21 protein-coding genes are annotated in these 24,110 nt (G+C 42.0%); 20 read left to right on the forward strand and 1 reads right to left on the reverse strand.

Annotated elements, in window-relative coordinates:
* Window positions 1-82: 82 nt before the first annotated feature.
* From JQM81_RS05475 to JQM81_RS05565, 19 genes are all read left to right on the forward strand, one after another.
* A complete protein-coding gene (locus JQM81_RS05475; protein ID WP_235232597.1) occupies window positions 83-328 on the forward strand; it encodes a PRC-barrel domain-containing protein in 246 nt (81 codons plus the stop codon).
* A gap of 109 nt (window positions 329-437) precedes the next feature.
* Window positions 438-1,031 carry a tetratricopeptide repeat protein gene (locus tag JQM81_RS05480; protein ID WP_235232532.1) on the forward strand — a complete coding sequence of 198 codons (594 nt, stop codon included), beginning with the start codon at window positions 438-440 and terminating at the stop codon, window positions 1,029-1,031.
* A gap of 53 nt (window positions 1,032-1,084) precedes the next feature.
* Window positions 1,085-1,801, forward strand: coding sequence for a hypothetical protein (locus tag JQM81_RS05485; RefSeq protein ID WP_235232533.1), 717 nt, complete (start codon window positions 1,085-1,087; stop codon window positions 1,799-1,801).
* 60 nt (window positions 1,802-1,861) lie between these two features.
* Window positions 1,862-2,311, forward strand: coding sequence for a membrane protein insertion efficiency factor YidD (gene yidD / locus JQM81_RS05490; RefSeq protein WP_235232534.1), 450 nt, complete (start codon window positions 1,862-1,864; stop codon window positions 2,309-2,311).
* Between the two features lie 29 nt (window positions 2,312-2,340).
* On the forward strand, window positions 2,341-5,022 hold the full coding sequence (locus JQM81_RS05495) for an ATP-binding protein (RefSeq protein WP_235232535.1): 2,682 nt from the start codon (window positions 2,341-2,343) through the stop codon (window positions 5,020-5,022).
* 8 nt (window positions 5,023-5,030) lie between these two features.
* Window positions 5,031-6,002, forward strand: a complete 972-nt coding sequence (locus JQM81_RS05500; RefSeq protein ID WP_235232536.1) for a hypothetical protein — start codon at window positions 5,031-5,033, stop codon at window positions 6,000-6,002.
* 20 nt (window positions 6,003-6,022) lie between these two features.
* On the forward strand, window positions 6,023-6,319 hold the full coding sequence (locus JQM81_RS05505) for a hypothetical protein (protein ID WP_235232537.1): 297 nt from the start codon (window positions 6,023-6,025) through the stop codon (window positions 6,317-6,319).
* Between the two features lie 12 nt (window positions 6,320-6,331).
* Window positions 6,332-9,766, forward strand: a complete 3,435-nt coding sequence (locus JQM81_RS05510) for a hypothetical protein (RefSeq protein WP_235232538.1) — start codon at window positions 6,332-6,334, stop codon at window positions 9,764-9,766.
* Window positions 9,751-9,936 carry a hypothetical protein gene (locus JQM81_RS05515; protein ID WP_235232539.1) on the forward strand — a complete coding sequence of 62 codons (186 nt, stop codon included), beginning with the start codon at window positions 9,751-9,753 and terminating at the stop codon, window positions 9,934-9,936. The genes JQM81_RS05510 and JQM81_RS05515 overlap by 16 nt, the downstream gene beginning before the upstream one ends.
* Complete coding sequence (locus tag JQM81_RS05520) at window positions 9,937-11,169, forward strand: SPFH domain-containing protein (protein WP_235232540.1); 1,233 nt, start codon at window positions 9,937-9,939, stop codon at window positions 11,167-11,169. It abuts the gene before it with no gap.
* A gap of 25 nt (window positions 11,170-11,194) precedes the next feature.
* Window positions 11,195-11,872 (forward strand): hypothetical protein, encoded by a 678-nt coding sequence (locus tag JQM81_RS05525; RefSeq protein WP_235232541.1) that lies wholly within the window; start codon window positions 11,195-11,197, stop codon window positions 11,870-11,872.
* A gap of 36 nt (window positions 11,873-11,908) precedes the next feature.
* A complete protein-coding gene (locus JQM81_RS05530; protein WP_235232542.1) occupies window positions 11,909-12,982 on the forward strand; it encodes a YARHG domain-containing protein in 1,074 nt (357 codons plus the stop codon).
* Window positions 12,983-12,994: 12 nt separating this feature from the next.
* Window positions 12,995-13,816: a discoidin domain-containing protein gene (locus JQM81_RS05535; protein ID WP_235232543.1), complete on the forward strand. Its 822-nt coding sequence runs from the start codon at window positions 12,995-12,997 to the stop codon at window positions 13,814-13,816.
* A gap of 113 nt (window positions 13,817-13,929) precedes the next feature.
* Window positions 13,930-14,541, forward strand: a complete 612-nt coding sequence (locus tag JQM81_RS05540; RefSeq protein WP_235232544.1) for a M15 family metallopeptidase — start codon at window positions 13,930-13,932, stop codon at window positions 14,539-14,541.
* Between the two features lie 21 nt (window positions 14,542-14,562).
* A complete protein-coding gene (locus JQM81_RS05545) occupies window positions 14,563-15,930 on the forward strand; it encodes a lectin-like protein (RefSeq protein ID WP_235232545.1) in 1,368 nt (455 codons plus the stop codon).
* Window position 15,931: 1 nt separating this feature from the next.
* A complete protein-coding gene (locus JQM81_RS05550; protein WP_235232546.1) occupies window positions 15,932-17,182 on the forward strand; it encodes a glycoside hydrolase family 3 protein in 1,251 nt (416 codons plus the stop codon).
* 64 nt (window positions 17,183-17,246) lie between these two features.
* Window positions 17,247-17,696 carry a transcriptional regulator NrdR gene (gene nrdR / locus JQM81_RS05555; protein ID WP_235232547.1) on the forward strand — a complete coding sequence of 150 codons (450 nt, stop codon included), beginning with the start codon at window positions 17,247-17,249 and terminating at the stop codon, window positions 17,694-17,696.
* A 144-nt stretch (window positions 17,697-17,840) separates the two neighbouring features.
* Window positions 17,841-18,575 carry a tRNA pseudouridine(38-40) synthase TruA gene (truA, locus tag JQM81_RS05560; protein ID WP_235232548.1) on the forward strand — a complete coding sequence of 245 codons (735 nt, stop codon included), beginning with the start codon at window positions 17,841-17,843 and terminating at the stop codon, window positions 18,573-18,575.
* Window positions 18,576-18,610: 35 nt separating this feature from the next.
* The gene (locus JQM81_RS05565) at window positions 18,611-19,363 is read left to right on the forward strand and encodes an exodeoxyribonuclease III (RefSeq protein ID WP_235232549.1); all 753 of its coding nucleotides are present in this window, start codon (window positions 18,611-18,613) and stop codon (window positions 19,361-19,363) included.
* Between the two features lie 37 nt (window positions 19,364-19,400).
* Here JQM81_RS05565 and ymfI read toward each other — a convergent pair whose 3' ends face one another.
* A complete protein-coding gene (ymfI, locus tag JQM81_RS05570) occupies window positions 19,401-20,135 on the reverse strand; it encodes an elongation factor P 5-aminopentanone reductase (protein WP_235232550.1) in 735 nt (244 codons plus the stop codon).
* A gap of 173 nt (window positions 20,136-20,308) precedes the next feature.
* Between ymfI and JQM81_RS05575 the strand changes: the two genes are divergently transcribed.
* A complete protein-coding gene (locus JQM81_RS05575; protein WP_235232551.1) occupies window positions 20,309-24,106 on the forward strand; it encodes an efflux RND transporter permease subunit in 3,798 nt (1,265 codons plus the stop codon).
* The last annotated feature ends 4 nt before the right edge of the window (window positions 24,107-24,110 follow it).

Genomic DNA, 24,110 nt, shown 5'->3' on the forward strand with positions numbered 1-24,110 from the left:
AAGTAGTGGATGCGGGTTTTGTTATGGTGACAAAGAAGGTGACGATGGCAGAATCTGCGGTTTGAATATGGGTGGTGTGGATATGCGTCTGTGTGAATTGGAGAATAAAGAAGTGATTAATGCATGTGATTGCAAAAAACTAGGGTACGTGGTAGATCTGATTATAGATGAGTGTAATGGATGTATCGAAGCACTGGTGATTCCAAAGGCAGGAAAGATCTGTGGCTTTTTATGTGATGGGTCAGAATATATTATTCCTTTTAAATGTATCAAAAAGATTGGGCCAGATATTATTCTGGTTGAGATACATGAAGAAAGAAAAAAATAACATTTATAGAACTTTTTTTGACATATTTCATAGTTTTATATCAAAATATGACAATTATATGCTATAATAATTACATTAGTGTATTAACGTGAAAAAGAAAGGAAAAGATATGGCGAGTCAGGTAATAGAAATGGCCTGCCCAGGATGTGGGGCACGCGTCACAACAAGTCAGACGGTCTGTGATTTTTGTCACAAACCGATTACAATCTCAACATTCAACAGTGTATATTCTATGCCGATGCCGGAGGTGAATAAATATGCAGGAGCATACCGAAAAGCATTGGCCGATTATCCGGATGATCAGCAATTGAATACATCAATTGCGATGTGTTATCTGAAGCTTAAGCTGTACGATAAGGCACTGGAAGCATTTGAAAAAGCAATGGAGGATAATTTTGATAATTCAGAGACATTTTTTTATGCTGCCGTGTGTTTATTAAAAGGAAAGAAAGCATTTGTACAGCAGCGTCCTACAATCAATAAGATTGAGGAGTATATTCAGGCAGCAACGATGATTGAACCGTTGGGAATCTATTATTATTTTTGGGCGTATATCAAATATGATTACTATAAGAGAAAATATTTGAATACAACACCAAACTGGCAGGATATGCTGGCACAGGCAGAGGCGTACGGATTATCACCATATGATGTAGATCAGTTATATGGTGTATTAGGCGTGGATCGTCCGGCAGATTTATAGTTATTTACGAATGAGAATAAAAAACTAAAAGAAAAAAAGAGGAGGGCACAATTATGGGATGTGCAGAAATGATTGGCTATGCGTTAGGAGGAACAGCAGCAGTTGCAGAGCAGAAGGCAAGATTGGAGAATATGAAGAAAGGAAAGACGGAAGAGCAGAAGAATGTAATTGACTTCTTTATGAATCTGTATGCCGGATGTGGCTGCGGTGTCGGCTCCAGAGGAGCAAAGATGACCATGAATCAGTATCAGCAGATTGTATCGAATAAGTTATATTCATTGAATCTGAAGCAAAGAGCGATGGACAAGATCGGTCTGGATGAAAGCGAGATCAATGAGATTCCGCCAATTGTTCTGAGCGGCTATGATTTTGATTCTAACGATGTGCTTGTGCGAGTTATTGATGATGTGGCGGTATCATCAAGATTCAGTGTTTCATGGATCTTCTTTAGTGCAACACAGCTATATGCTTATACATATACATTTGAGACGATCAGTGATAATACCTGGGAGCAGACGCAGGATTTCTTCTATCAGGATATTACCTCATTTACAACATTGCAGAAGGTTGTTGAGAAAATCGATATCACCAGCACAGGATGTATCAAGAAGGGTGAAAATATCATGAAGAATAATTATATCGTAGACAGCCTTAAAATTATTGTTCCTGGTAATTCATTCAGTTTTTCTATGCGTAACAACGAATCATTGGAGCAGAGTATTCAGGCTGCGAAAGCAATGCTTCGTGAACGTAAATTTGCAAAATATTAATTACATAGGGAGAAGGGGGAGAACTGTGCCTTTGGCACAATTCTCCCGTTTTATATAAATATGGAAGAAAAATATTATGTTGAAGGTGTAAAAGTTGCATATTCAAATATTCCAAAAGCACCGTATAACCCTTTGAAGCGGCCAGAGATACATTATACCAGATTCTGGATTGCATTGATTGGTTTCATAATATTAATGATTGCAGGGGGATTCGCAGGAAGGTATCTGTTCAGTGACAGCCAGAGACCGGTGATATTTACAGTCTGCCTGTGTTTTGGCATGGGTGTGATATATATGATGTTAATCGCAAAGCGGGCGATTATCTGGCTGGTACATCTCTATCAGAATAAGGCTTCTGATGAGATGCGCCTGCAGTGTGTATTTGAACCCAGCTGTTCGGAATATATGATTCTTGCAGTTGAAAAATATGGTGTGATACGTGGTGTTCATAAAGGTATTAATCGGCTTCGAAGATGCCATGGACCAAACTGCGGAGTGGACTATCCGTAGAATGATAAGAAGAGAGGGCGTAAGACGGTATGACAGAGAATCAGATTTCAGTGGAATATTTACAGAGCAATGAAGCGGTTGCGATGGGAGCAGTGGAGATCACGGCAATCCCGGATATTTCAGTTATTGATGGAAAGAGAATGGATGTTGATGCTGTAGTCGCAGAATATAAGCGAGATATGGGACAGCTTTTAAGTGAGATTTACCAGCATTATAAAGAAGAGAGTACAGTTGCGGGTCAATATAAGGATATTGCGCTGGAAATGATCTGGACAACGGAAGAGGTCAAGAATCAGCCGTATAAAGCGCGGGTGAAGATGTATTTCGTTGTGCGTGCGATTGATGTGGCAGAACCGAACGCGATTCGTCTTGTAAATGGGCTGCTCTCTATTATTAAATCAACGGTTGAGCTGCAAAAATATGAATATCAGGATGTTACGGCTGTAGAGTTGCAGAAAGAGATGTATCGTATAAAAGATACTGCAGTTAAAGCATTGGTAAAGGAAGAGCGGATAGAGAATCTTCAGAACCAGATTCTTCCTTATTGCTATGCGTATGATCGTATTACAGATACCGGAAAAGATCTGAGTTATATTCTTAATACGTTGATACATTATCCGGATTGTGCATTATCTGTTCAATTGATCCCGACGGTATTTGATGCAGGTGAGATGGCGGAGTTGAATAACGTGCTTCAGATAGTTGATTCTCTGGGACATGGAGTTATGGATATGGGAATGGCTAATGTTACATTTGCTATGGCGCAAAAGCAGGCAGATAATTACCGTTACTATGTACAACAGAACAACAGCCCTCTGTTCTTGTATAATATTCTCGTCTATGGGGATGCTCAGGCAGTGCCGAATATCGCAACACGTGTATATGGTCAGATTACGAATCCGGAAGCGCCGGTCAATATGAAGCTTCTGGATCTCTATGCAGATGAAGTGCAAAAGGACAGTAATCTGTATCCACTACCATGGGCAGTAAACGAGATTCTGACAGGTGCAGACCGCGATATGAATATATGGAATAGTGGAAACTTCAGTCAAAACTATTACCGACTGCCATATATTATTACTGCAGAAGAAGCCTGCGAATTGTTCCGCCTTCCGGTGGGAAGCGACCGCGTGTCTGCCGGACTTCCGGTAAATGAGGCAGGGAAATCAAGTAAAACGTATGCCGATAATATTATCAATGCCGGGGATATTGAGATTGGTGTGCTGAAGTCATCTTCGAGGGGAGATAAGATTGGAATCTCCCTAAAAGATCTGGCAAAACATATGTTGGTGGTAGGAACTCCTGGCTCTGGTAAAACAACCTTTTCTGTAGGATTGTTAGATCGTCTCTGGAAAGACCATGGAATTCCATTCCTTGTAATTGAACCTGCAAAGAATGAATATCGCGCACTGGTGCAGAGTATTCCGGAACTGCAGGTATTCACCCCTGGAAAGAATTTTATATCACCGTTTGTATATAATCCATTTATTCCACCGAAAAATGTGAAGTTGGAGACGTACAAATCTACACTTAAGACAGCATTTGCAGCAGCGGTTTCCATGTCTACACCGCTGGATAAGATATTTGAGGAATCTATTAATAATTGCTATTCGGATTTTCGATGGCTGGATACCTATACCAGTGATGATATGGGAAAAGTATTCAATATCACAGACTTTGTTAAATGTTTTCAGGAAACGTTTGATGCGATCGGATACACCGGGGATGCGAAGAATATCGGGCGTGCCGGAGTGGTCCGTCTGAATTCACTGGTCAACTTGTTCGATAATTATTATTCAATCCCGATTGAAGATATGTTGAAAAAACCGACGATTATTGAGTTGGCAGCGATTGAAAACAGCGATCAGAAGGCACTGATTATCTCGTTGCTGTTACTTTCTATTCTGGCCTATGTAAACAGCAATTATGTAGGCGAAGGAGGCCTGAAGAACGTCATCTTATTGGAGGAGGCCCATGTGCTTCTGGATGCAGATACGAATGCAGGACAAGGGGATGCCAATCCAAGCGCAATTGCGCAGGGACTGGTAAAACGCATGTTAGCTGAGATCCGTTCGTATGGAGTTGGTCTGGTGATCGCAGATCAGTCTCCAAGAAAAGTATCCACAGATGTGGTAGCCCTGACGGATATAAAAGTGGCATTTCGTCTGGTGGAGGCAACAGATAAGCAGATTCTGGCAGATTCTGCAAATATGGATGAAGTGCAGACAAAGCGTCTTGCAAAACTAAAACCAGGTGAAGCGTTCTTCTTCTTTAACAAGTTGGAAGAACCGGAGGAGATCAAGACACCGGATTATCGTCTGCAGAATAAGATCAGCATCTCATTATCTGACGACGGCATTAAAGAGCTGTCGACTTATTGGAATGATAAGCAGGAGAAATTGCGCCCTTATCCAGAATGTCCATATGTCAAATATTGTAATAAGACTTGTGATTATAACCGCAGGGTATTAGCAAGAGAAGTGGCACGGCGTATCTTTAACCGTAATTTCACGCCGGAATCAAAAGATTTTGAACTAGTAAGGCAGATCATTCCGAGACTACGTCCTTTGATTCAGGCAGAAATCAATAACGAGGTAATGGATAATGAATTAGTTGCTTGTGTAAAGGTTCATCTTTTTAGAAAGATAAAATATAATACCAGAATCGAAATTCATGATGCAACCATTCAGGCGAATCTTTCGAAAGCATAGGTGGGAAGATGTTAGATTATAGAGAAATGAACGACCTGCAGGAGTTCGGCTATCGTCCATCATCCCGTGATATTTTTTCTGATGTACAGCAGGAAGTGCAGGATATACCTGATGATATAGAAGGATATTATGCGGAAGAATATCAGGATGTGCAGCAGGAAGTGCAGGATATACCTGATGATATGGAAGGATATTATGCAGAGGAATATCTGATGCCTGAAAATGAGATTCAGGATATTCCGGAAGATATCATCGGTGATGAACCGGATTACTGGGAGATGGCAGCACCTACACCAGTCAGTGAAATGCATGAACCAGAACCGGATGTTAATATTCCTGGCTCGCAAGTGGCGAAAGATGTAGAAGTCGGGGCACCGGGAGAGACGTTCAATGAAGAACAGGATATGGGTGTTCCGGGGGAAGATTTTCAGGAAGAGGAAGACATGGATGTGCCGGGAAGCCAGGTGGATACGGATGAAGATATGGATGCACCTGGTGCTCACTATGAGACGAAAGAGCAGCAGGAAGGGAATGATTGTCGCGATATCAGTGAGATTATGGAGGCATTCCAGTCTGAAAATTGGGAAGGACTCTCCGATGATGCCCGCAAGGAAGCGATTGATGAGTTGAGCGAATATGTGGCGCAGGATCTGAATATAAAGGATAAACCGAAGATAGAATTTTATAATAATGAAGACAGCGGAGATTTTGGAAGTTACTCTCCTGACGAAAATACCATTTATATTAATGAGTTCAATATGGATAATGCGGTGGAGACAGCAGATACGATTACCCATGAAACAAGGCACTGTTACCAGCATGAGTGTGCCGATCATCCGAAGACAGAACAGGATTATGCATTCAGAGATAATTTCGATAATTATGTCACACCAGATATGGATTTTGAAGGGTATGAAGATCAGATCGTAGAGGCAGACGCACGTGATTATGCACAGGCATACAGAGATATGATTTCGTAATGTGCCGGAAAGGAAAGTTTATGAGAGAACAGATATTTGAATATCTTGTTGAAAAGGAAAATCAGACGCCAAAACTGGCTTCTCAGATGTGCGATAAATTGGAGAAACATCCAGATATTATGGGTGAACTATACCAATATATTCAGACGGGCAAGTTTGAGGAGGAGCATCCGGTAACAGTAGAGGGTTATACAGCAAAGATGCTGGAATCGACGACCTATTTAAAGCCTGTTGGAGCATATAATTATCTGATTTATCTTCGCAATAAACCCGAAACTGCATTGGCAAAGTTGAAGCAGGGACTGCCATTACGATAAGGAGGATGTACCATGGATGAATTTTCAGAAGATATGGATTTTGATGTGGACACGGATGTCGATGTAGATATGGATGTCGATGTGGACATGGATGCCGATATGGACATGGATGTCGATATGGATACAGATGTAGACATGGATATCGATGATGATATCGATGTGGATACAGATGTAGACATGGATATTGATGAAGATATAGAGATGGATGATGAAATTATCGACGATGATATAGATTATGACGATGAAATCATTGATGATGATATAGAGATGGATGACGAGGTAATAGAAGATGATATCGTCGAAGATGAAGAAGTAGTCGAAGATGAAGAAGTAGTCGAAGATGAAGAAGTAGTTGAAGATGAAGAAGTAGTTGAAGATGAAGAAGTAGTTGAAGATGAAGAAGTAGTCGAAGATACAGATGATTTGGAAGAAGATGGAGATGTTGAGAGTGATGAAGTAATCGAAGCGGAAGATGATACTGCTGTAGAAGACGAAGTCAGTGAGGAAGCAACTGAAGCCGATGAAATGGTCGAGGAAGATACAGATATCACAGCCGATGAATCCATAGAAGAAGAGGAAAATCCAACGGATCTGGAAGGAACGGAGACTGAAGAGCCGATAGAGGAAACAGATAATCTGGAAGGAGATGTCGAGAGTGATGAAGTAATCGAAGCAGAGGATACAGTTGAAGAAGAGGATACCATTGCGGAAGACGAAGTCAGTGAGGAAGCAACTGAAGCCGATGAAATGGTCGAGGAAGAAGCAGATATCACAGCCGATGAATCTGTAGAAGAAGAGGAAAATCCAACGGATCTGGAAGGAACAGAGACTGAAGAGCCGATAGAGGATACAGATGATCTGGAAGGAGATGTCGAGAGTGATGAAGTAATCGAAGCAGAGGATACAGTTGAAGAAGAGGACACCATTGCGGAAGACGAAGTCAGTGAGGATGCAACTGAAGAAGATGAAGAAGTAGTCGAAGATGCAGATGATCTGGAAGGAGATGTCGAGAGCGATGAAGTAATCGAAGCAGAAGATGATACTGCTGTAGAAGACGAAACGATTGGGGAAGTAACTGCAGAAGATGAAGTGGTCGAGGGGGATGAAGATATCACGACCGATGAATCCATAGAAGAAGAGGAAAATCCAACGGATCTGGAAGGAACAGAGACTGAAGAGCCGATAGAGGATACAGATGATCTCGAAGAAGCTGTTCCAGAACAAGCTGAGAATCTAATTGATCAGGAGGATATAGGTTCCGTTGAAGTTCTCACGGAAGAGATGGCTGACAAACCTCAGCAGGAACAGCATACGTTTGAAGATTGGATCAATCCGGATAACTATGATGAAGACGGACATTACATAGGAGATGGACAAGACTTCGGATATAAACCGGAAGGAATGGAAGCATCAGAATACGGAGAACAGATTGATCAGCAGGCGCAGGATTCTTATGCAGAACATCTTGCGCAGGAAGATGCAATGGCGGACTCGGATGTGGCAGATACTGATACGGCAGATACAGATACGGCAGATACAGATACGGCAGGTGCCGGAGGCGATTCAGGCGGAGGCTCAGGAGTTTCAGAGATTGTTCCGGATGATACAACAGGATCAGGAAAGCATACGTTTGAAGATTGGATCAATCCGGATAATTATGATGAGAATGGTCATTACATAGGAGATGGACAGGACTTCGGATATAAACCGGGAGGAATGGAAGCATCAGAATACGGTGAGCAGATAACTCAGGATGCGAAAGATGCCTATGCAGAGCATATTAAGCAGCAGCATATGCCGATGGAAGATCAGGCACAGGCTTATGCGGAATATGCAGAAGCTTTGGATAATTACGGAAAAACCCCAGAAGAACTGGAAGAAGTGACAGATGTATCAGATGATATGATTCCGGAAGATATTTTGGAGGATATTTCAGATGATGCAGATGATCTGTCTGTTGACAGTAATGAGGTGATTCAGGATATTGAGGACGATGTAATTTCAGATGATTTGACAGTTGAAGACATCAACATAGATGCGGTTACAACAGAAGATATGAATACAGATGAAGTTACAACAGAAGATATGAATGCAGATACTGTCAATGAGGAGAAGCCAAAGCAGAGTGCGATGGAGGCATGGTTAGATCCGAAGAACTATGATGCAAGTGGACATTTTGTAGAGAATCCGGACAGCCTTACCGATGATAACCGCTGGGATTCAAATCGCGATACGCCAGATGGCACAGAGATACCTCCAAAGCCATTCATCAAAGAAGCCCCGGAACTTGACTTGGAAGAATCCGCAGGTGTTCATGGAGAAACCGCAGACCAGACAATGTCTGAGAACAGTCATTTTGGCATGGGACCGGCGCAGGCCCAGATGTATGATTACATGTGTGAACACAATTATGGAAAGGGAGATTATCCAGAATATTCTCAGGATCCAGAATGGCAGAGATTGAATGCTGCATTGAAGAATGAACTGGGAATTCCGGCAGATGTTCCGGCATATGATAATGATAATATCCCATATGGATATACAGAGCCGATGAATGCAGATCCAACCGGAACGATTCCGACAGAACCAGTAATTCCATCTGCCAATCAACAGGAGCCATCTGTACAGGGGCCGATTGAGAATTCTGTGGGCAATCAGGATATGAAAGATATCAAAGAAGAGATTGCAAAAGATTTGATGGACAATTATGATGTTGGTAAGGCAGATTTTCATGATTTTAATCCAGACGTTGCAAGTTCCGTATCAGATGCTGTACACGACGCCAAGAAAGATTTCCCGGATCTGGAAGTGAAGTTTCTTGGAAGTATCGATACCCAGGTGGCAGGTATTCGGGATGAATATATTGATTATTATACAAAGGAATTGAAGAAGATACCGAATTCTGGATGGAATGAGGATGAGATAAGGTCGATTGCAGAACATAATGCGGATAAACTTATCTCGAATTGGGGACTGGATGACACAGATGGAACATTTGCGTGGTCACTGCATATTCCTGAGAATGTTGATCCGACAGGAGGAAAGCTGGATCAATATACAGGAGTTGCTATTAACAATACTTATGCTTCGGATTATGAGGCTTTTACGGATGCAAAGCAGGAGGAAGTACGCATTAAGCATAAACCAATTGGCTGTGATACACCGCGTGCAACGATTGATCATGAGTTGGGACACGAGATAGATAATATGTTGGATGCATGTCATGATGAGAAAATGATTGGGCTATATGAAGAGATGATGAGTAATGGCAATGCACAGGATGTGTTGTCAGGATATTCACAGACCAATATAAAAGAATTTATTGCAGAAGGATATTCAGAATATCGGAATAATCCACAGCCTAGGGAATATGCAACGAAGATCTATGAGAGACTGATGCAATTAAATCAGAGAAGAAAGGGGAGATTCTTTTGGAAGAAAAAATAAAATATAAATTGGAACTGCCAGAGGGGATAGAATTACCGGAAGGCTGTGAATTGCCAGAGATCGAACTGGGAAAGGCAAGTCTTCGAAGAACGGTAATTCAGGAAGATGGTACGATGACGGAAAAAGAAGAGACATTATGGATTCCAAGAATTAAAAAGGAGGAAACGTAGATGGGACTTTTTAGTAAAAATCCAAACGAAGTAAATTATACAGGAGGAAAAAAACACTGGACTGACGTAATCAAGAATTCCGGACCCGGCGATCTTCTGATCTGGAGGCAGCCGGAGGAGGATTTTAATACGAATTCGACATTGGTCGTAATGCCGGGAGAGGAAGCTGTTTTTATTAAAGGCGGCGTGATTGAGCAGGTATTTGATAATGGTACATATAAGCTTTCTACAGAAAACTATCCATTCATCAGCAGATTACGAAATGCATTTTCAGGGGGAATCAGTACCTTTAATTGCGTTGTGTATTTTGTGCGTAAGGCTTCTGGACTGGAGATCAAGTGGGGGACAGAATCTCCGATTCAGGTCCGCGACCCGGTTATGCAGATTATGACCAGTCTGCAGGCTCGTGGAGCATACAAAGTACAGGTAGAAGATGGAGCAAAATTCCTGACCAAATTATTGGGAAATAACATTCAGTTCCTGATGCAGGATGAACTTGATAACTTCTTTATCAGTGAATTCCAGCAGCATATTAAAACGACGATCGCAAAATATGTGAAAAACTCTCAGGAAGAGATTCTTGGAATCTGTGCAGAGCAGGATGTACTGGCAGAAAATATTAAGCCGCAATTGCAGGAAATCTTAGATGACTATGGATTGAAACTGATCAGTTTTTCTATTATGGGATTAGATATTCCGCAAAATGATCCGAACCGTGCAGCGTTGGAAGAAGCATTTGCGAAAAAAGGTGTTGTCAATATTCTTGGCGATGACTGGGGCAGAGTACAGGCAAGCGAGATTTTAAGAGATCTTGCGAATAACCCTGGAGCAGGAGGAATGGCCGCTGCTGGAGCAGGAATGGGAATGGGAATGGCTGCCGGTGGTGTGTTCGGAGGTATGGCACAGCAGATGTTTGCACCGATGAATAATAATCAGAATAGCGGCCAGCAGAATGCGAATCCGGGACCGAGCGGAAGATTCTCACAGAGACGAGGGATGGCGCCGGGACAGGCAGATGCCGGCCAGCAGAATATGGGACAGATGGGACAACAGAATATGGGACAAGCAGCAGGCATGACTTGTACGGCATGTGGGGCCAGTCTTGCACCAGGAGCAAAATTCTGCGCTGCTTGTGGAACTCCTGTCAGTCAGAAGGCATTTTGTACAACGTGTGGAGCAGAACTAGCACCGGGGGCAAAGTTCTGCAGCCAGTGTGGAACACCGCGGGCATAGATATAGAAAAGGATGAGAGTGAGAGATGAAAAAGAACGTATTATCAACAATAGTATATTTGGTATTTCTGATTATATTTAATCTGATATTTTATATGCTGGGTGGAACAGAGCATCCGGCTTCCGTATGGATATCATATGTGTTTATCCATATTGCATATCTTTTACTGGTGTGTACGACATTGTTTGTGCGGAAAGGAAGTAATGCTGCATTATTTGGAATGACGCTGAATTCTATCTCAGGGGTATATTTTGTGGTTGAATTGATCGTCGGTATTATCTTTATCAAGGTAGCATCTGAGAGTTATAAAGCGCCGCTGATCGTACAGGCTGTCATTGCATCAGTTTATGTAGTTCTTCTGATTGCCAATATACAGGCAAATGATTCCACGGCAGACAGTGTAGAGCGTCATGAGTTGGAAGTGAAATATCTGAAAGAAGCGGCTATGATCTTAAAAGAAGTTATGGGCATGGTAGATGATAAAACAGCGAATAAAAAGGTTGAGAAAGTATATGACCTGATTCAGTCTAGCCCTGCAAAATCCAATCGGAATGTTGCAGATCTGGAGTTCCAGATTATCAGTGAGATAGAACAGCTGCGTATGATTGCATCCGGTGGAGATGCAGAAGCTGTCGGCATGTGTGCAGATAAGATCTACCGTCTGGCTGGAGAACGTAACCGTCAGCTAAAACTTGGCAATTAACGGATAATTGGAAGATAGATCAGGAGGAATACCAATATGAAAAAGTGCCCTTTGTGTGGAAAAGAATACGAGACAGAAAATGTATGTCCCATTTGTAATATCTTATTGATTGATACAGATTCCAATTGTGCTGTCAGCAATGAAAGTGCAAAAGAGAGAAAAAGGCGTGAGCAAAGAGAACAGCGTGATCAAGCTAAGGAACAGGCGAAAGAACAGGCAAAGGAGACGGCGGCTCAGGTAGCAACACAGGCAAAAGAAACGGCGTCTCAGGTAGTTTCCCAGGCAAAAAGCATGGATTCAAAGCTTTTAATGCTCATTGGAGCAGGGGTTGTTATCCTTATACTAATTATTGTAATTTTGAAATTTGTCTTAGGAGGCAAGGAAGAGCCACAATATGTACAGCCATCCGGTACAGGAACTGTCACAGAAGATATGGCAGAGGATGTCGAATTAAATGAAGAAGATTTTGCGAGAAATGAATTGGTTGATTTTGAGACTGACAGTTTTTCCTTCCAGCTTCCGGCGTACTGGAAAGACTTGTGCGGAGTAGATGTCTATGATGACTATATTTCATTCTATCAGAAGAAGTCCAGTGAATATGGAGGGTATCTGTTCAGTGTGGCAGCAGTGTCAAGTGAGGATAGGGATTCTCTGAATAATTATACGACAATAAAAGAAGACGGTAACGTGATCTATGTGGTAGAGTATCCATCGGATGTAAGTTATGATGTTGAAGATGAGTATGTAAGCAAGGAATATCAGCGCCTGGAAGAGGATGTACATTATGTATTTGACACATTTGAAGGATTCAAAGAAGAAGAGTCTGCGCTTACTGGCGACTATATTATCCCTGACAGCAGTACAAGAGTTATCTCTTCTTCAGAATTAGAGTCTTTGACGAAAGAAGAACTGATGTATGCAAGAAATGAAATCTATGCACGTCACGGACGTAAATTCCAGGATTCAGGAATCCAGGCATATTTTAACTCAAAGAGCTGGTATAACGGAACGATTGAACCAGAAGCTTTCCAGGAAAGTATGTTAAATAGTGTGGAATATGCGAATGTGCAGACCATTGTAAAATACGAAGAGAGTAAGGGTTATCGCTAGGAGGATACAGGAATGAAGAGATGTCCGCTTTGTGGAAAGGAATATGAACAGGAAGATATGTGCCCTGAATGCAGGGTTATGTTAATCGATACAGCGACAAACACCGCTGTGGCAAAAGAGCCTGAGAAAAAAAGCCGTATGAACAGAGAGAAGAAACCAATACCAAAAGGTTATATTATGGCGGCTGTGCTTGTCGTTGTTATAGTGCTTGTTATCGCAGCGGCAGTATTTATGGTATCGAATACTAGAGCAAAAAAAGAGGCGGAGCAGAGAATGCAGGCTCAGGCGGCTGCAGAAGTGGAACAACAAGATAATCAAGATGATAAGGATATTGTGGAGGATACCGATATCTCAGAGGCTGAAAATGATCTGGAGGAAGGGGAAAATACCAATATCCCGGTGATTTCTATGGATCATGTGGAAGATGTGATGGCTTCTTCTGAACTGTCAGAATCTAACATGACACATTTTGCAGGGCGTGTTCTGGATGGAGATCCTGATACGGCCTGGGTAGAAGGTGCAGCAGGGCAAGGTATCGGTGAGAAGCTTGTATTGACATTTGACGGAACCTATCAGGTCAGCGGTCTGAGAATATGCGCAGGTTATCAGAAAAATGATTATGTATATTACAATAATTCAAGGCCTGAGACTATCAGTGTGGAATTCTCAGATGGCAGTGTTGAAAATTATTCATTAGCAGATGTGTATGATCAGGAACAGGTCGTAACATTTTCGACACCGAAAGAAACGAGTTATATCCGGATTATCATTAACTCTGTATATCCGGGAACAAAGTACGAAGATACCTGTATATCAGAAATCAAACTGTTTTGAGTATGAGGATAAAAAGAATAGCTTTGTATAGCCTGCTCGCATTTGTCTTGAGCAGCACCGGATGTTCAGGTGCAGAGAGTGTTCCGGCACTTTCATGTCATGATGTCACGTGGATGACAGAAGCAGTCAGGACAAGTGTGACAGAGATCAAAGGTCAAATTAAAATAAAAAAAATTCCGGAGAAGGAGGAATTGGTCTGCGTTAAGGATTATATACCGGATATTATAGTTGAGCTAAGATATGCAACACAGAACAACTTTACCGGAGAGATTATCTACGATTTTCATGATGCATATCTGCGCTATGGAACGATAGAAAAACTGCTGCAAGTGCAGCAAGAGATTCAGGGAAAAGGGTATGTGCTGAAAATATGGGATGCCTATCGGCCGGTATACGCTCAGTTCGATCTGTGGGAAATATGCCCAAACAGCATCTACGTTGCCAATCCTAATAAGGGATATTCTTCACATAGTAAAGGAAATACCGTAGATTTGACGATCGTAAATAAAGATGGGACAGAGATCCCGATGCCGACAGGATTTGATGATTTTTCAGCAAAAGCAGACCGAGATTACAGCGACTGTCTGAAAGAAGAGGCCCAGAATGCCAGATTTCTCGAAGAAATCATGGTGAAGTATGGTTTTGAACCATATTATGGCGAGTGGTGGCATTTTGAAGATACAGATGCATATCCGGTAGAAATGGATTATATTCCAGAGAGTTAGGAAAAGAGGGAGGAACATAGGATGAAAAAATGTCCAATATGTGGGAACGAGTATGAACATGAAAATGTGTGCCCGATATGTGGGATACCGCTGATTGATACAGAGACGAACAGCGCAGTGGCAAGTGAACCGGAAAAGAAAAAGCGGTTCAGTACCAAAAAGAAAAAAGAAGAACCAGCAGTGGAAGAGCCAGTTATAGAGGAACCGATAATCCCGAATCCGGCAGAAGAATATGCAATAGTAGAAGAACCTGCAATAGAGGAAGAACCTGCTGTGAAAGAACCAGAAGAAAAATCTTCAGTAAAAAAAGATTCTGTCCGAGAAGCACAGGAAGAAGATATCTATGGTCTGGGAGTTAAACCTGCATCAACTGGCGGTTCTTCGTCCGGGAGCAGTTCATCTGGAGGAAGATCATCTGGGGACAATGTAAGCCATGATGGGAAGGTAACCATTAGTTTCAAGCCGGCTTATGTCGTGGCAGTGGTAGTTATATTGTTATTGATTGTTGCAGCAGTCTTCATCGTGCGCGGCATGAAAGCAAAGAAAGAAGCAGAGCAGATGTATCAGTATGAGCAGGATGTGCCTGCGGAAGAACCCGAAACTACAGAAGAAGAGATTGATCTTTCGCTGGTAGATGTCAATGCAGTGAATGTGAACCATTGGGAGTATACGGGGAAAATCGATTATATGGTTTCACCGGCAGTGGTCAGATTAGATCCACCACTTAATTTCTATGCTTACACAACGGACAATAAGAAGGCCTTATTAGAAGATGTAAGCGAGGTGTGTATTGATTCTTCCAGCAGCATTGATATGAGAGATTTTGATGGAAAGATGACGACGGTGACAGGTTCGCTTACGATTGACAATGATCGGATACTGATGAGTGTAACAGATGCCTGGACGGATGAAGTAGATGAGGATGATACTGCAATCCATGAATATAATGTAGTGATTTCTGATGTCTCCTGGAGTCAGGCAAAAGAAGCATGTGAAAGTGCCGGAGGATATCTTGCCAGAATCAACTCTGTAGAAGAATACAATTATATTACGAATATGCTGACATCAAGAGGGTATACAAAACAGCATTTTTATCTTGGTGGACGCAGAGATGCAAGCGGAAGCGATTATTACTGGGTGAACCAGAATAACGAATTTATAGGAGATGCTCTAAACCGTTCTGAATCCTGGAGCAATGGATATTGGTATATCAATGAACCGAGCTTTGTCGATACGGGATCTGATGCGAACGGAAATATTCAGGAAAATGTAATGAATCTGTTCTATGTAAATGGAACATGGTATCTCAATGACTCCTCAGATAATCTGGCGGCTAATTATCCGAGCCTTCTGAGTGGAAAAGTTGGATATATCATAGAGTTTGAATAATATGAAGAAATATATTGGAATCATAGCAATTACTGCTGCGGCTCTACTGGCAGTCGCGGCCGGTCTTTGGTATCATCAGATCGTAAAACAGAATGATAAGTTTGAAGAGACACAGTCAGAAGTAAAATCAGAATCTGATAAAAAGCAGGAATCTGTTCAGACTGTGGAACCTGAGTTATCCGAAGAGGAACAGCGCAAGGAAGAAGTAGAGGAAATCGTAAATTCTCTGACTTTAGATGAGAAAGTAGCACAGTTATTCATTGTAACCCCAGAAGAATTGACAGGAGTAGGAGTTGTCATTGCCGCAGGCGAGACGACTCAGAATGCAATCAGCCAGTATCCGGTCGGCGGCTTTATCTACATGTCACAGAATCTTGAGAATCCGGAACAAGTACGGGAAATGGTGAAGAATGTCCAGGAGTATTCTTATCAGAGAATAGGACTGCCATTATTTATCAGTGTGGATGAAGAAGGCGGTACAGTCAGCCGGTTTAGCAATAATCCGAATTTTAATCTGGAGAAGATTGACAGTATGAGTGTGATCGGTGCAACTGGAGACCCTCAGAATGCCTATAATGTAGGAGCAAAGATTGGAAGCTTCCTGTATGATCTGGGATTTAATATGGATAATGCACCGGATGCAGATGTGCTGACGAATCCGTCGAATACTGTGATTGGTTCCAGATCATTTGGAACAGACTGTAATCTGGTTTCTGAGATGATGCTGGCAGAGATGAAGGGACTACAGGATCAGAATATTATCCCAGTCATAAAGCACTATCCCGGGCATGGAGCGACAGAGGCTGATACGCATGCCGGATATGCGTATACGAATAAAACCTTGAATGAGATGATGGCAAATGAGCTGGTTCCGTTTATCAATGGTATCAATGCCGGAGTGAAAGTTATAATGGCTGCGCATATTTCCTGCCCGAATATTGTCGGAGATAATACGCCGTCTTCTCTGTCTGGAGTTATGATCAACGATATCTTGCGTGGTCAGTTAGGCTATCAGGGAGTTGTAACGACAGATGCATTGAATATGGGTGCAATTGCTGAAGAATATTCATCAGGACAGGCAGCTGTACAGGCATTGCAGGCTGGCGTAGATATCCTGTTAATGCCAGAGAATTTTCAGGAAGCGTATCAGGGTGTGTTATCTGCGGTAGGAGATGGCAGGCTGACAGAAGAACGAATCAATGAATCTGTAAGGCGGATTGTGAATTTAAAATTAGATATCAGCCAAAAGTAATTTGACTTCTGTTCATTTAACCGATATACTGTATACAAGTACGATGAGAAAGGAATAACGCAAGATGAAGTGTCCATATTGTAATCATCCAGATACCAGAGTTATTGATTCCAGACCTGCCGAGGATGGCAATTCAATTCGCCGGCGCCGTTCCTGTGATGTGTGTGGAAAGCGGTTTACGACATATGAAAAGGTAGAGACGATTCCATTGATCATTATCAAGAAGGATAATAACCGTGAGCAGTATAACCGCGGTAAGATTGAGAATGGAATTTTAAGGGCCTGTTACAAAAGACCGGTATCTGCTGAAGCTATACAGCATGCAATCGACAGGATCGAGACGAAGATATTTAACCAGGAGGCGAAGGAGATTCCAAGCAGTATGATTGGAGAACTTGTAATGGAAGAATTAAAAGAACTCGATGAAGTTGCATATGTGCGTTTTGCGTCTGTATACAGAGAATTCAAAGATGTGAACACCTTTATGGATGAACTGAAAAAAATATTAAAATAAGAAGATATTTGCTTAGATAGTAATAAAGTGATAGAATAAGGGAAGAAGCAAGAAAAAGGGATTGCTTCTTCCTTTTTTATATTATATATTTTTAACAGAAACAGATGGTGCTATAGAGATACGATTATAGATTGGGTGAGATATATGAGAACATACAAGTTAACCATTTCTTATGATGGCAGCAGATACCAGGGATGGCAGCGTCAGGCTACCACTGACAACACCATTCAGTTTATTCTGGAATGGAGCATTGGGAAGCTGGTCGGATATCGGGTACATGTTGATGGGTCTGGCAGAACGGATGCCGGAGTGCATGCCCGAGGCCAGGTGGCGAGCGTAAAATTAACAAAGTTATATGATACCAAAGAGTTAAAAGATTCATTGAACCGGTATCTTCCTGAAGATATTCGTATTGTGAAGGTGGAACTTGTAAAGAATGGTTTCCATGCCCGCAAGAGTGCAAAAGGGAAAAAATATGAATATTATATTGACTGTAGAGAGAAGCCGGATGTATTTTCACGCAGATACTGCTATCATTATCCTGAGAAACTGGATATTGAAGCGATGCGTGATGCGACCAAGTATTTGATCGGGCCGAAGAATTTTACCAGTTTTACCGACGATAAGGAATGCAAAGATCCTATCCGCCGGATTACCAATATTAAGATCGTAAGTAATGGTGAGAAAGTCAGGATCACCTACTATGGTACCGGATTTTTATATCATATGGTAAGAATATTGACTGGAACATTATTAGAGATTGGTACTGGCAAGAGGGATGCGTCTAAGCTTCCGGTCGTTATTGCTGCGGAGGACAGAAGTCTGGCTGGTTTTCTGGCACCGGCAAGAGGATTGTTCCTGCGGAAAGTATATTATTAAAAATAAAGATTCTCGAAAGAGTGGGAGGATAATCAATGAAGTTTATTTCATGGAATGTTAATGGAATCCGTGCCTGTGTGCAGAAGGGATTTGAGGAATTCTTTCAGCAGGCGGATGCGGATATATTCTGTATCCAGGAATCTAAGATGCAGGAAGGTCAGCTGGAGTTGAATACTCCTGGATATTACCAGTATTGGAACTATGCGAAAAGAAAAGGATATTCAGGGACAGCAATATTTACAAAAAAAGAGCCGATTTCTGTGTCCTATGGTATTGGGATTGAAGAGCATGACCAGGAAGGCCGCGTGATTACACTGGAATTTGAAGACTATTATTTTATTACGGTATATACACCGAATTCTCAAAATGAATTGGCAAGACTTCCATACAGAATGCAGTGGGAAGATGATTTTCTGGCATATCTCAAGAAGCTGGAAGAGAAGAAACCAGTAGTCTTCTGCGGGGATCTGAATGTTGCACACAAGGAGATTGACCTTAAGAATCCTAAGACGAACCGGAAGAATGCCGGTTTTACGGATGAAGAGAGAGAAAAATTCTCTTCGCTTTTGGATGCTGGGTTTATTGATACTTTCCGATATTTTTATCCGGATGCTGAAGGGATCTATTCCTGGTGGTCTTATCGATTCAGTGCAAGAGCAAAGAATGCAGGGTGGCGTATTGACTACTTCTGTGTATCTGAAGCTTTAAAAGAACGTCTTGTAGATGCTAAGATCCTGACGGATGTGATGGGATCTGATCATTGCCCGGTAGAGCTGGATTTTCAATAAAATAATAAGTTTCAAGGGGGAATCTTGTGGTGTTAAACTACAAGATTCCCCCATCTATTCCGATGACTTGTCCGGTCATGTAGGCCGGAGCATTGGCTACGTTCCAGATCATATCAGCGATTTCTTCTACCGTACCATATCTTCCGGCAGGAATCTCTTCTTCTAATGCTTTTCTCTCTTCAGCCGATAGCTGTTGATTCATAATTGTATCAATGACGCCGCAGGCAATAGCATTTACCTGAATATTGCTTGGCGCCAGTTCTTTGGCAAGAGCTCTGGTGAATCCATTCATGCCGGATTTGGAGGCAGAATAAGCTACTTCGCAAGAGGCTCCAGAAGTGCCCCACATAGAGGAAATATTAATAATCTTTCCAGATTTTCGAGAGATCATTGCAGGTACGGCGGCACGACTGCAATAGAATACGGAAGAGAGGTTGGTCTGTATGATTCGCTCCCATTCATCATTGCTCATATCCATCATTAATCCAATGTGTGAGATGCCCGCATTATTGACTAAAATATCCAGATAATCACAGGATTGATAGATGGTTTGGAATATCTGAGTAACATCGTCGGGGTTTCCAACATCCCCGGTAACAATCGTACAAGTACTCTGATATTTATTCTCAATGATTTTTTTGACGTCTTCTAATTCAGCAACTGATGTACGGCAGTTCAAAAATACATGATATCCTTTCTTGGCAAATAATAATGCAGTGGCCTTTCCGATTCCCCGGGAGGCACCGGTAATCAAGATGTTTTTCTTATTCATATAGAACTCCTGTCTTTTATTTATTAAATATTTATTAAATCTAGGTTTTATACACCGTTATTATATCTCGGAATTGTTGCGAATTAAAGTGTCAAGTGTTATGATTTACATAGTTAATTTCATTTTTACATGCAGGAAGTAACGGAGACGGATAAGAAAGAAGAGGACACTATATGTTATCAAAATTCAGTGTAAAGAAACCATATACCGTTGTGGTAGGAGTGGTTTTAATTATTATACTGGGAGTGGTATCGTTTACGAAAATGACGGTAGACTTACTGCCCAATATGAATCTTCCGTATGCGATGGTCATGACAACCTATGTAGGCGCAAGCCCGGAAGAAGTAGAAGAGGTAGTGACAAAGCCGGTTGAGCAGGCAATGGCTACTGTCAGTAATATCAAGACGGTTCAGTCTATATCTAATGAAAATGCATCCACAGTTATTCTAGAGTTCGATCAGACTGCCAATATGGATTCGGTCACGATTGAGATGAGAGAGAATCTTGACCAGATTCAGGGTTTTTGGCCGGATGCTGTATCTAATCCCATTATTATGAAATTAAATCCTGATATGATGCCGGTGCTGGTCACTGCTGTCAGTGTCAAAGATGCAGATGCGGTAAAAGCCAGCAAGTTGATAGAAGAGCAGGTTATTCCTGAGGTGGAAAGTGTCGAAGGTGTTGCTTCTGTAATAACGACCGGAAGTATTGAAGAGACGGTTGAAATTGTCCTGAATGAACAGAAGATTAATGAGCTTAGTGGCGATATTAAAGCAGAGATGGAAGCAAAAGTTAATGAGGCGAAAAGTGCATTGGACGAAGCGAAAGCTCAGGTGGAAAGTGGACAGAACGCACTTGCAGCTGGAAAAGCACAGGCGGCAGCCGGACTTTCACAGGCAGAAGCACAATTGTCGATGAAGGGTGAAGAGATTAATCAGGCTCAGCTTGAGATCAATGAAAAAAAGTCTGAGCTAGATCTTGCAGAGACACAGATACAACAGCAGCTTGCAATCGTGCAGATAGAACTCCAGACATTGCAGGCAGTGCAAGAACAGTATCAGAAATTATCAGATATCATCAATGGAAGTCTCGATGAAGAGCAGAAAGCTCAGGCACAGGAACAATTAGAGCAGCTCCGTGCTCAGCTGGAACAGCAGGGAATTACTTTTGTGTCTTTGAATGATAAAATTCAGGAAGTTCAGGGACAGGTTCAGCAGCTACAGTCGGCGCAACAGCAGATTGATGCAGGAAGGCAGCAGTTGAATACGATTCAGCAACAGGTCAATGATGGAGCTATGACTCTGGCCCAGGCCAGAGGACAACTGGCATCCGGTCAGCTGGAGGCGGCAGCAGGTCTTGGAGAAGGTGCTGCCCAGCTGGCGGCAGGACAGGTAGCGATCCAGATGCAAGAATCTCAGATGAATTCCGCATTGACTGAATCTGCAGCGTCAATGAATGCAGAAAGTATCTTATCGATTGATACGATTAAAACTATATTGACGGCACAGAATTTCAGTATGCCGGCAGGATACGTGACGGAAGAAGATGGACTGGATTATCTGGTGCGAATCGGAGAAAAATTCCAGAGTCTTGATGAGTTGAAAGATCTGGTTCTAGTCGATATGGAAGGAATTGATCCGGTAAAACTGTCTGATGTGGCCAGTGTAGAACTTGTAGATAATTCGGATGAGACTTATGCGAAGATCAATGGCAATCCGGGTGTGATGTTGACGATTCAGAAACAGACAGGCTATTCTACTGGAGATGTGAGTGACAGAGTTCTGGAAAGGTTAGAGCAGGTAGAAAAAGAACATAAGGAAATCCAGACGATTACACTCATGGATCAGGGAGTCTATATTGATCTGATCGTGAATTCTGTGCTGAAGAATCTTGTATATGGTGCAGTACTGGCAATTATTATTCTACTGGTATTCCTAAAGAGTGTCAGACCTACGTTTGTCATTGCATGCTCTATTCCAATCAGTATTGTGACGGCATTGGTTACTATGTATTTCTCCGGAGTTACATTGAATATCATATCACTGTCAGGATTAGCTCTGGGTGTAGGTATGCTGGTAGATAATTCGATTGTTGTAATTGAGAATATTTATCGTATGCGAAATGAAGAAAGGGCGTCTGCGAAAGATGCGGCTATTCAGGGAGCAAGACAGGTGGCTGGTGCGATTACGGCATCTACGCTGACGACGGTGTGTGTATTCTTGCCAATTGTGTTTACTTCGGGAATTACCAGACAGTTATTCGTAGATATGGGGCTTACCATTGCTTATTCTTTGCTTGCCAGTCTGCTCGTGGCATTGACGCTGGTTCCAATGATGTCTGCTGGTCTGTTGAGAAAGACGGAGGAAAAAGAATCTCGCTTATTTGCTGTGGTTCGGGAGAAGTATGGAATCATTCTTCGGAAAGCATTGAATAAAAAAGTCTTCGTATTGATCGGTGCACTGGCATTATTTATAATAAGCATTGCATTGGAATTGTCAAAAGGAACAGAATTTATGCCTAGCATGGAAAGCACACAGGTCAGTATGACTTTAGAGACAGAAAAGGGAACCAGTCTGGAAGATACGTCAAAGGTTGCTGATGAAGTCATGGACAAAGTAGGTGCCATCGATGATATTGAAGATATTGGTGGTCTTGTGTCATCTTCATCCATGATGGGAGGTAGTCAGGATACGAATCTCGTTTCCTTCTATGCAATAACAAAGGAAAATCCGTCCATGTCAAATGCGGAACTTAAAAAAGAGATTGAGAAGGTTACCAAAGGAATAGATGGTGAACTGACGGTCAATATGTCCAATATGGATATGAGTTCCCTTGGCGCTTCTGGAATCAATATTCAGATTAAAGGAAAAGATCTGGATAAGCTACAGAGCGTTGCAAAAGATGTGAAAAAGATTGTGGAAGATGTCAAAGGAACACAGAATGTATCGGATGGAACAGAGGACAACAAAGAAGAACTTCGGGTTGTAGTGGATAAGGCAAAAGCAACACAGCACGGGCTTACTGTAGCACAGGTATATCAGGAATTGTATGGAAAGCTTGCGGAGGCACAGAAAGCAACAACTTTGACGACCGATACGAATGATTATGATGTCTATGTTCTGGATGATGCTAATGAAAGCATGAGTCGTGATGATATTCGAAATATGACACTACAGATTGAGAAGCAGGATGGTACAACGGAAGAGCTGAAATTGGCAGATATCGCGACTTTTGAGGACGCATCTGGACTTCAGGCAATCAGTCGAATTGACCAGAGCAGATATATGAATGTAACGGCAGAGATCAAAGATGACGATAATATTGGGCTGGTCAGCAATCGAGTGAAAAAAGCACTTGCTGCTTATGATGCGCCAGAGGGATATGAGATTGAAATGACAGGGGAAGATGAGACGATTAATGAAGCAATGATAGAGTTGTTTAAAATGATGGGGCTGGCACTTGTATTCATGTACCTGATCATGGTGGCACAGTTCCAGTCTCTCAGGTCTCCATTTATTGTTATGTTTACAGTGCCCCTTGCATTTACCGGAGGTCTGCTGGCACTTTGGCTGGCAGGAATGCCGGTCAGTGTCATTGCAATGATTGGATTTGTAATGTTATCTGGTATTATTGTCAATAATGGAATTGTGTTCATTGACTATACAAATCAACTGATGGAAGGCGGAATGACTCAAAAGGATGCATTGGTAGAAGCTGGAAAGACCAGACTGCGACCGATTATCATGACCGCTTTAACAACCATTCTGGGCTTGTCCACTATGGCACTTGGATTCGGAATGGGAGCCGATATGGTGCAGCCGATGGCAGTCGTGACTATCGGAGGCTTAATATATGGTACAATACTAACCCTGGTGGTAGTTCCCTGTATTTTCGATTTGTTTCACAGAAGAGAGAAAGCAAGGCTTCGTGAGGAGATTGAAGAGAATGAACCCCTGATAGATCAGAAATGATAGG

The sequence above is a fragment of the Faecalicatena contorta genome (assembly GCF_021531895.1).
Classification (GTDB): Bacteria; Bacillota; Clostridia; order Lachnospirales; family Lachnospiraceae; genus JAFBIX01.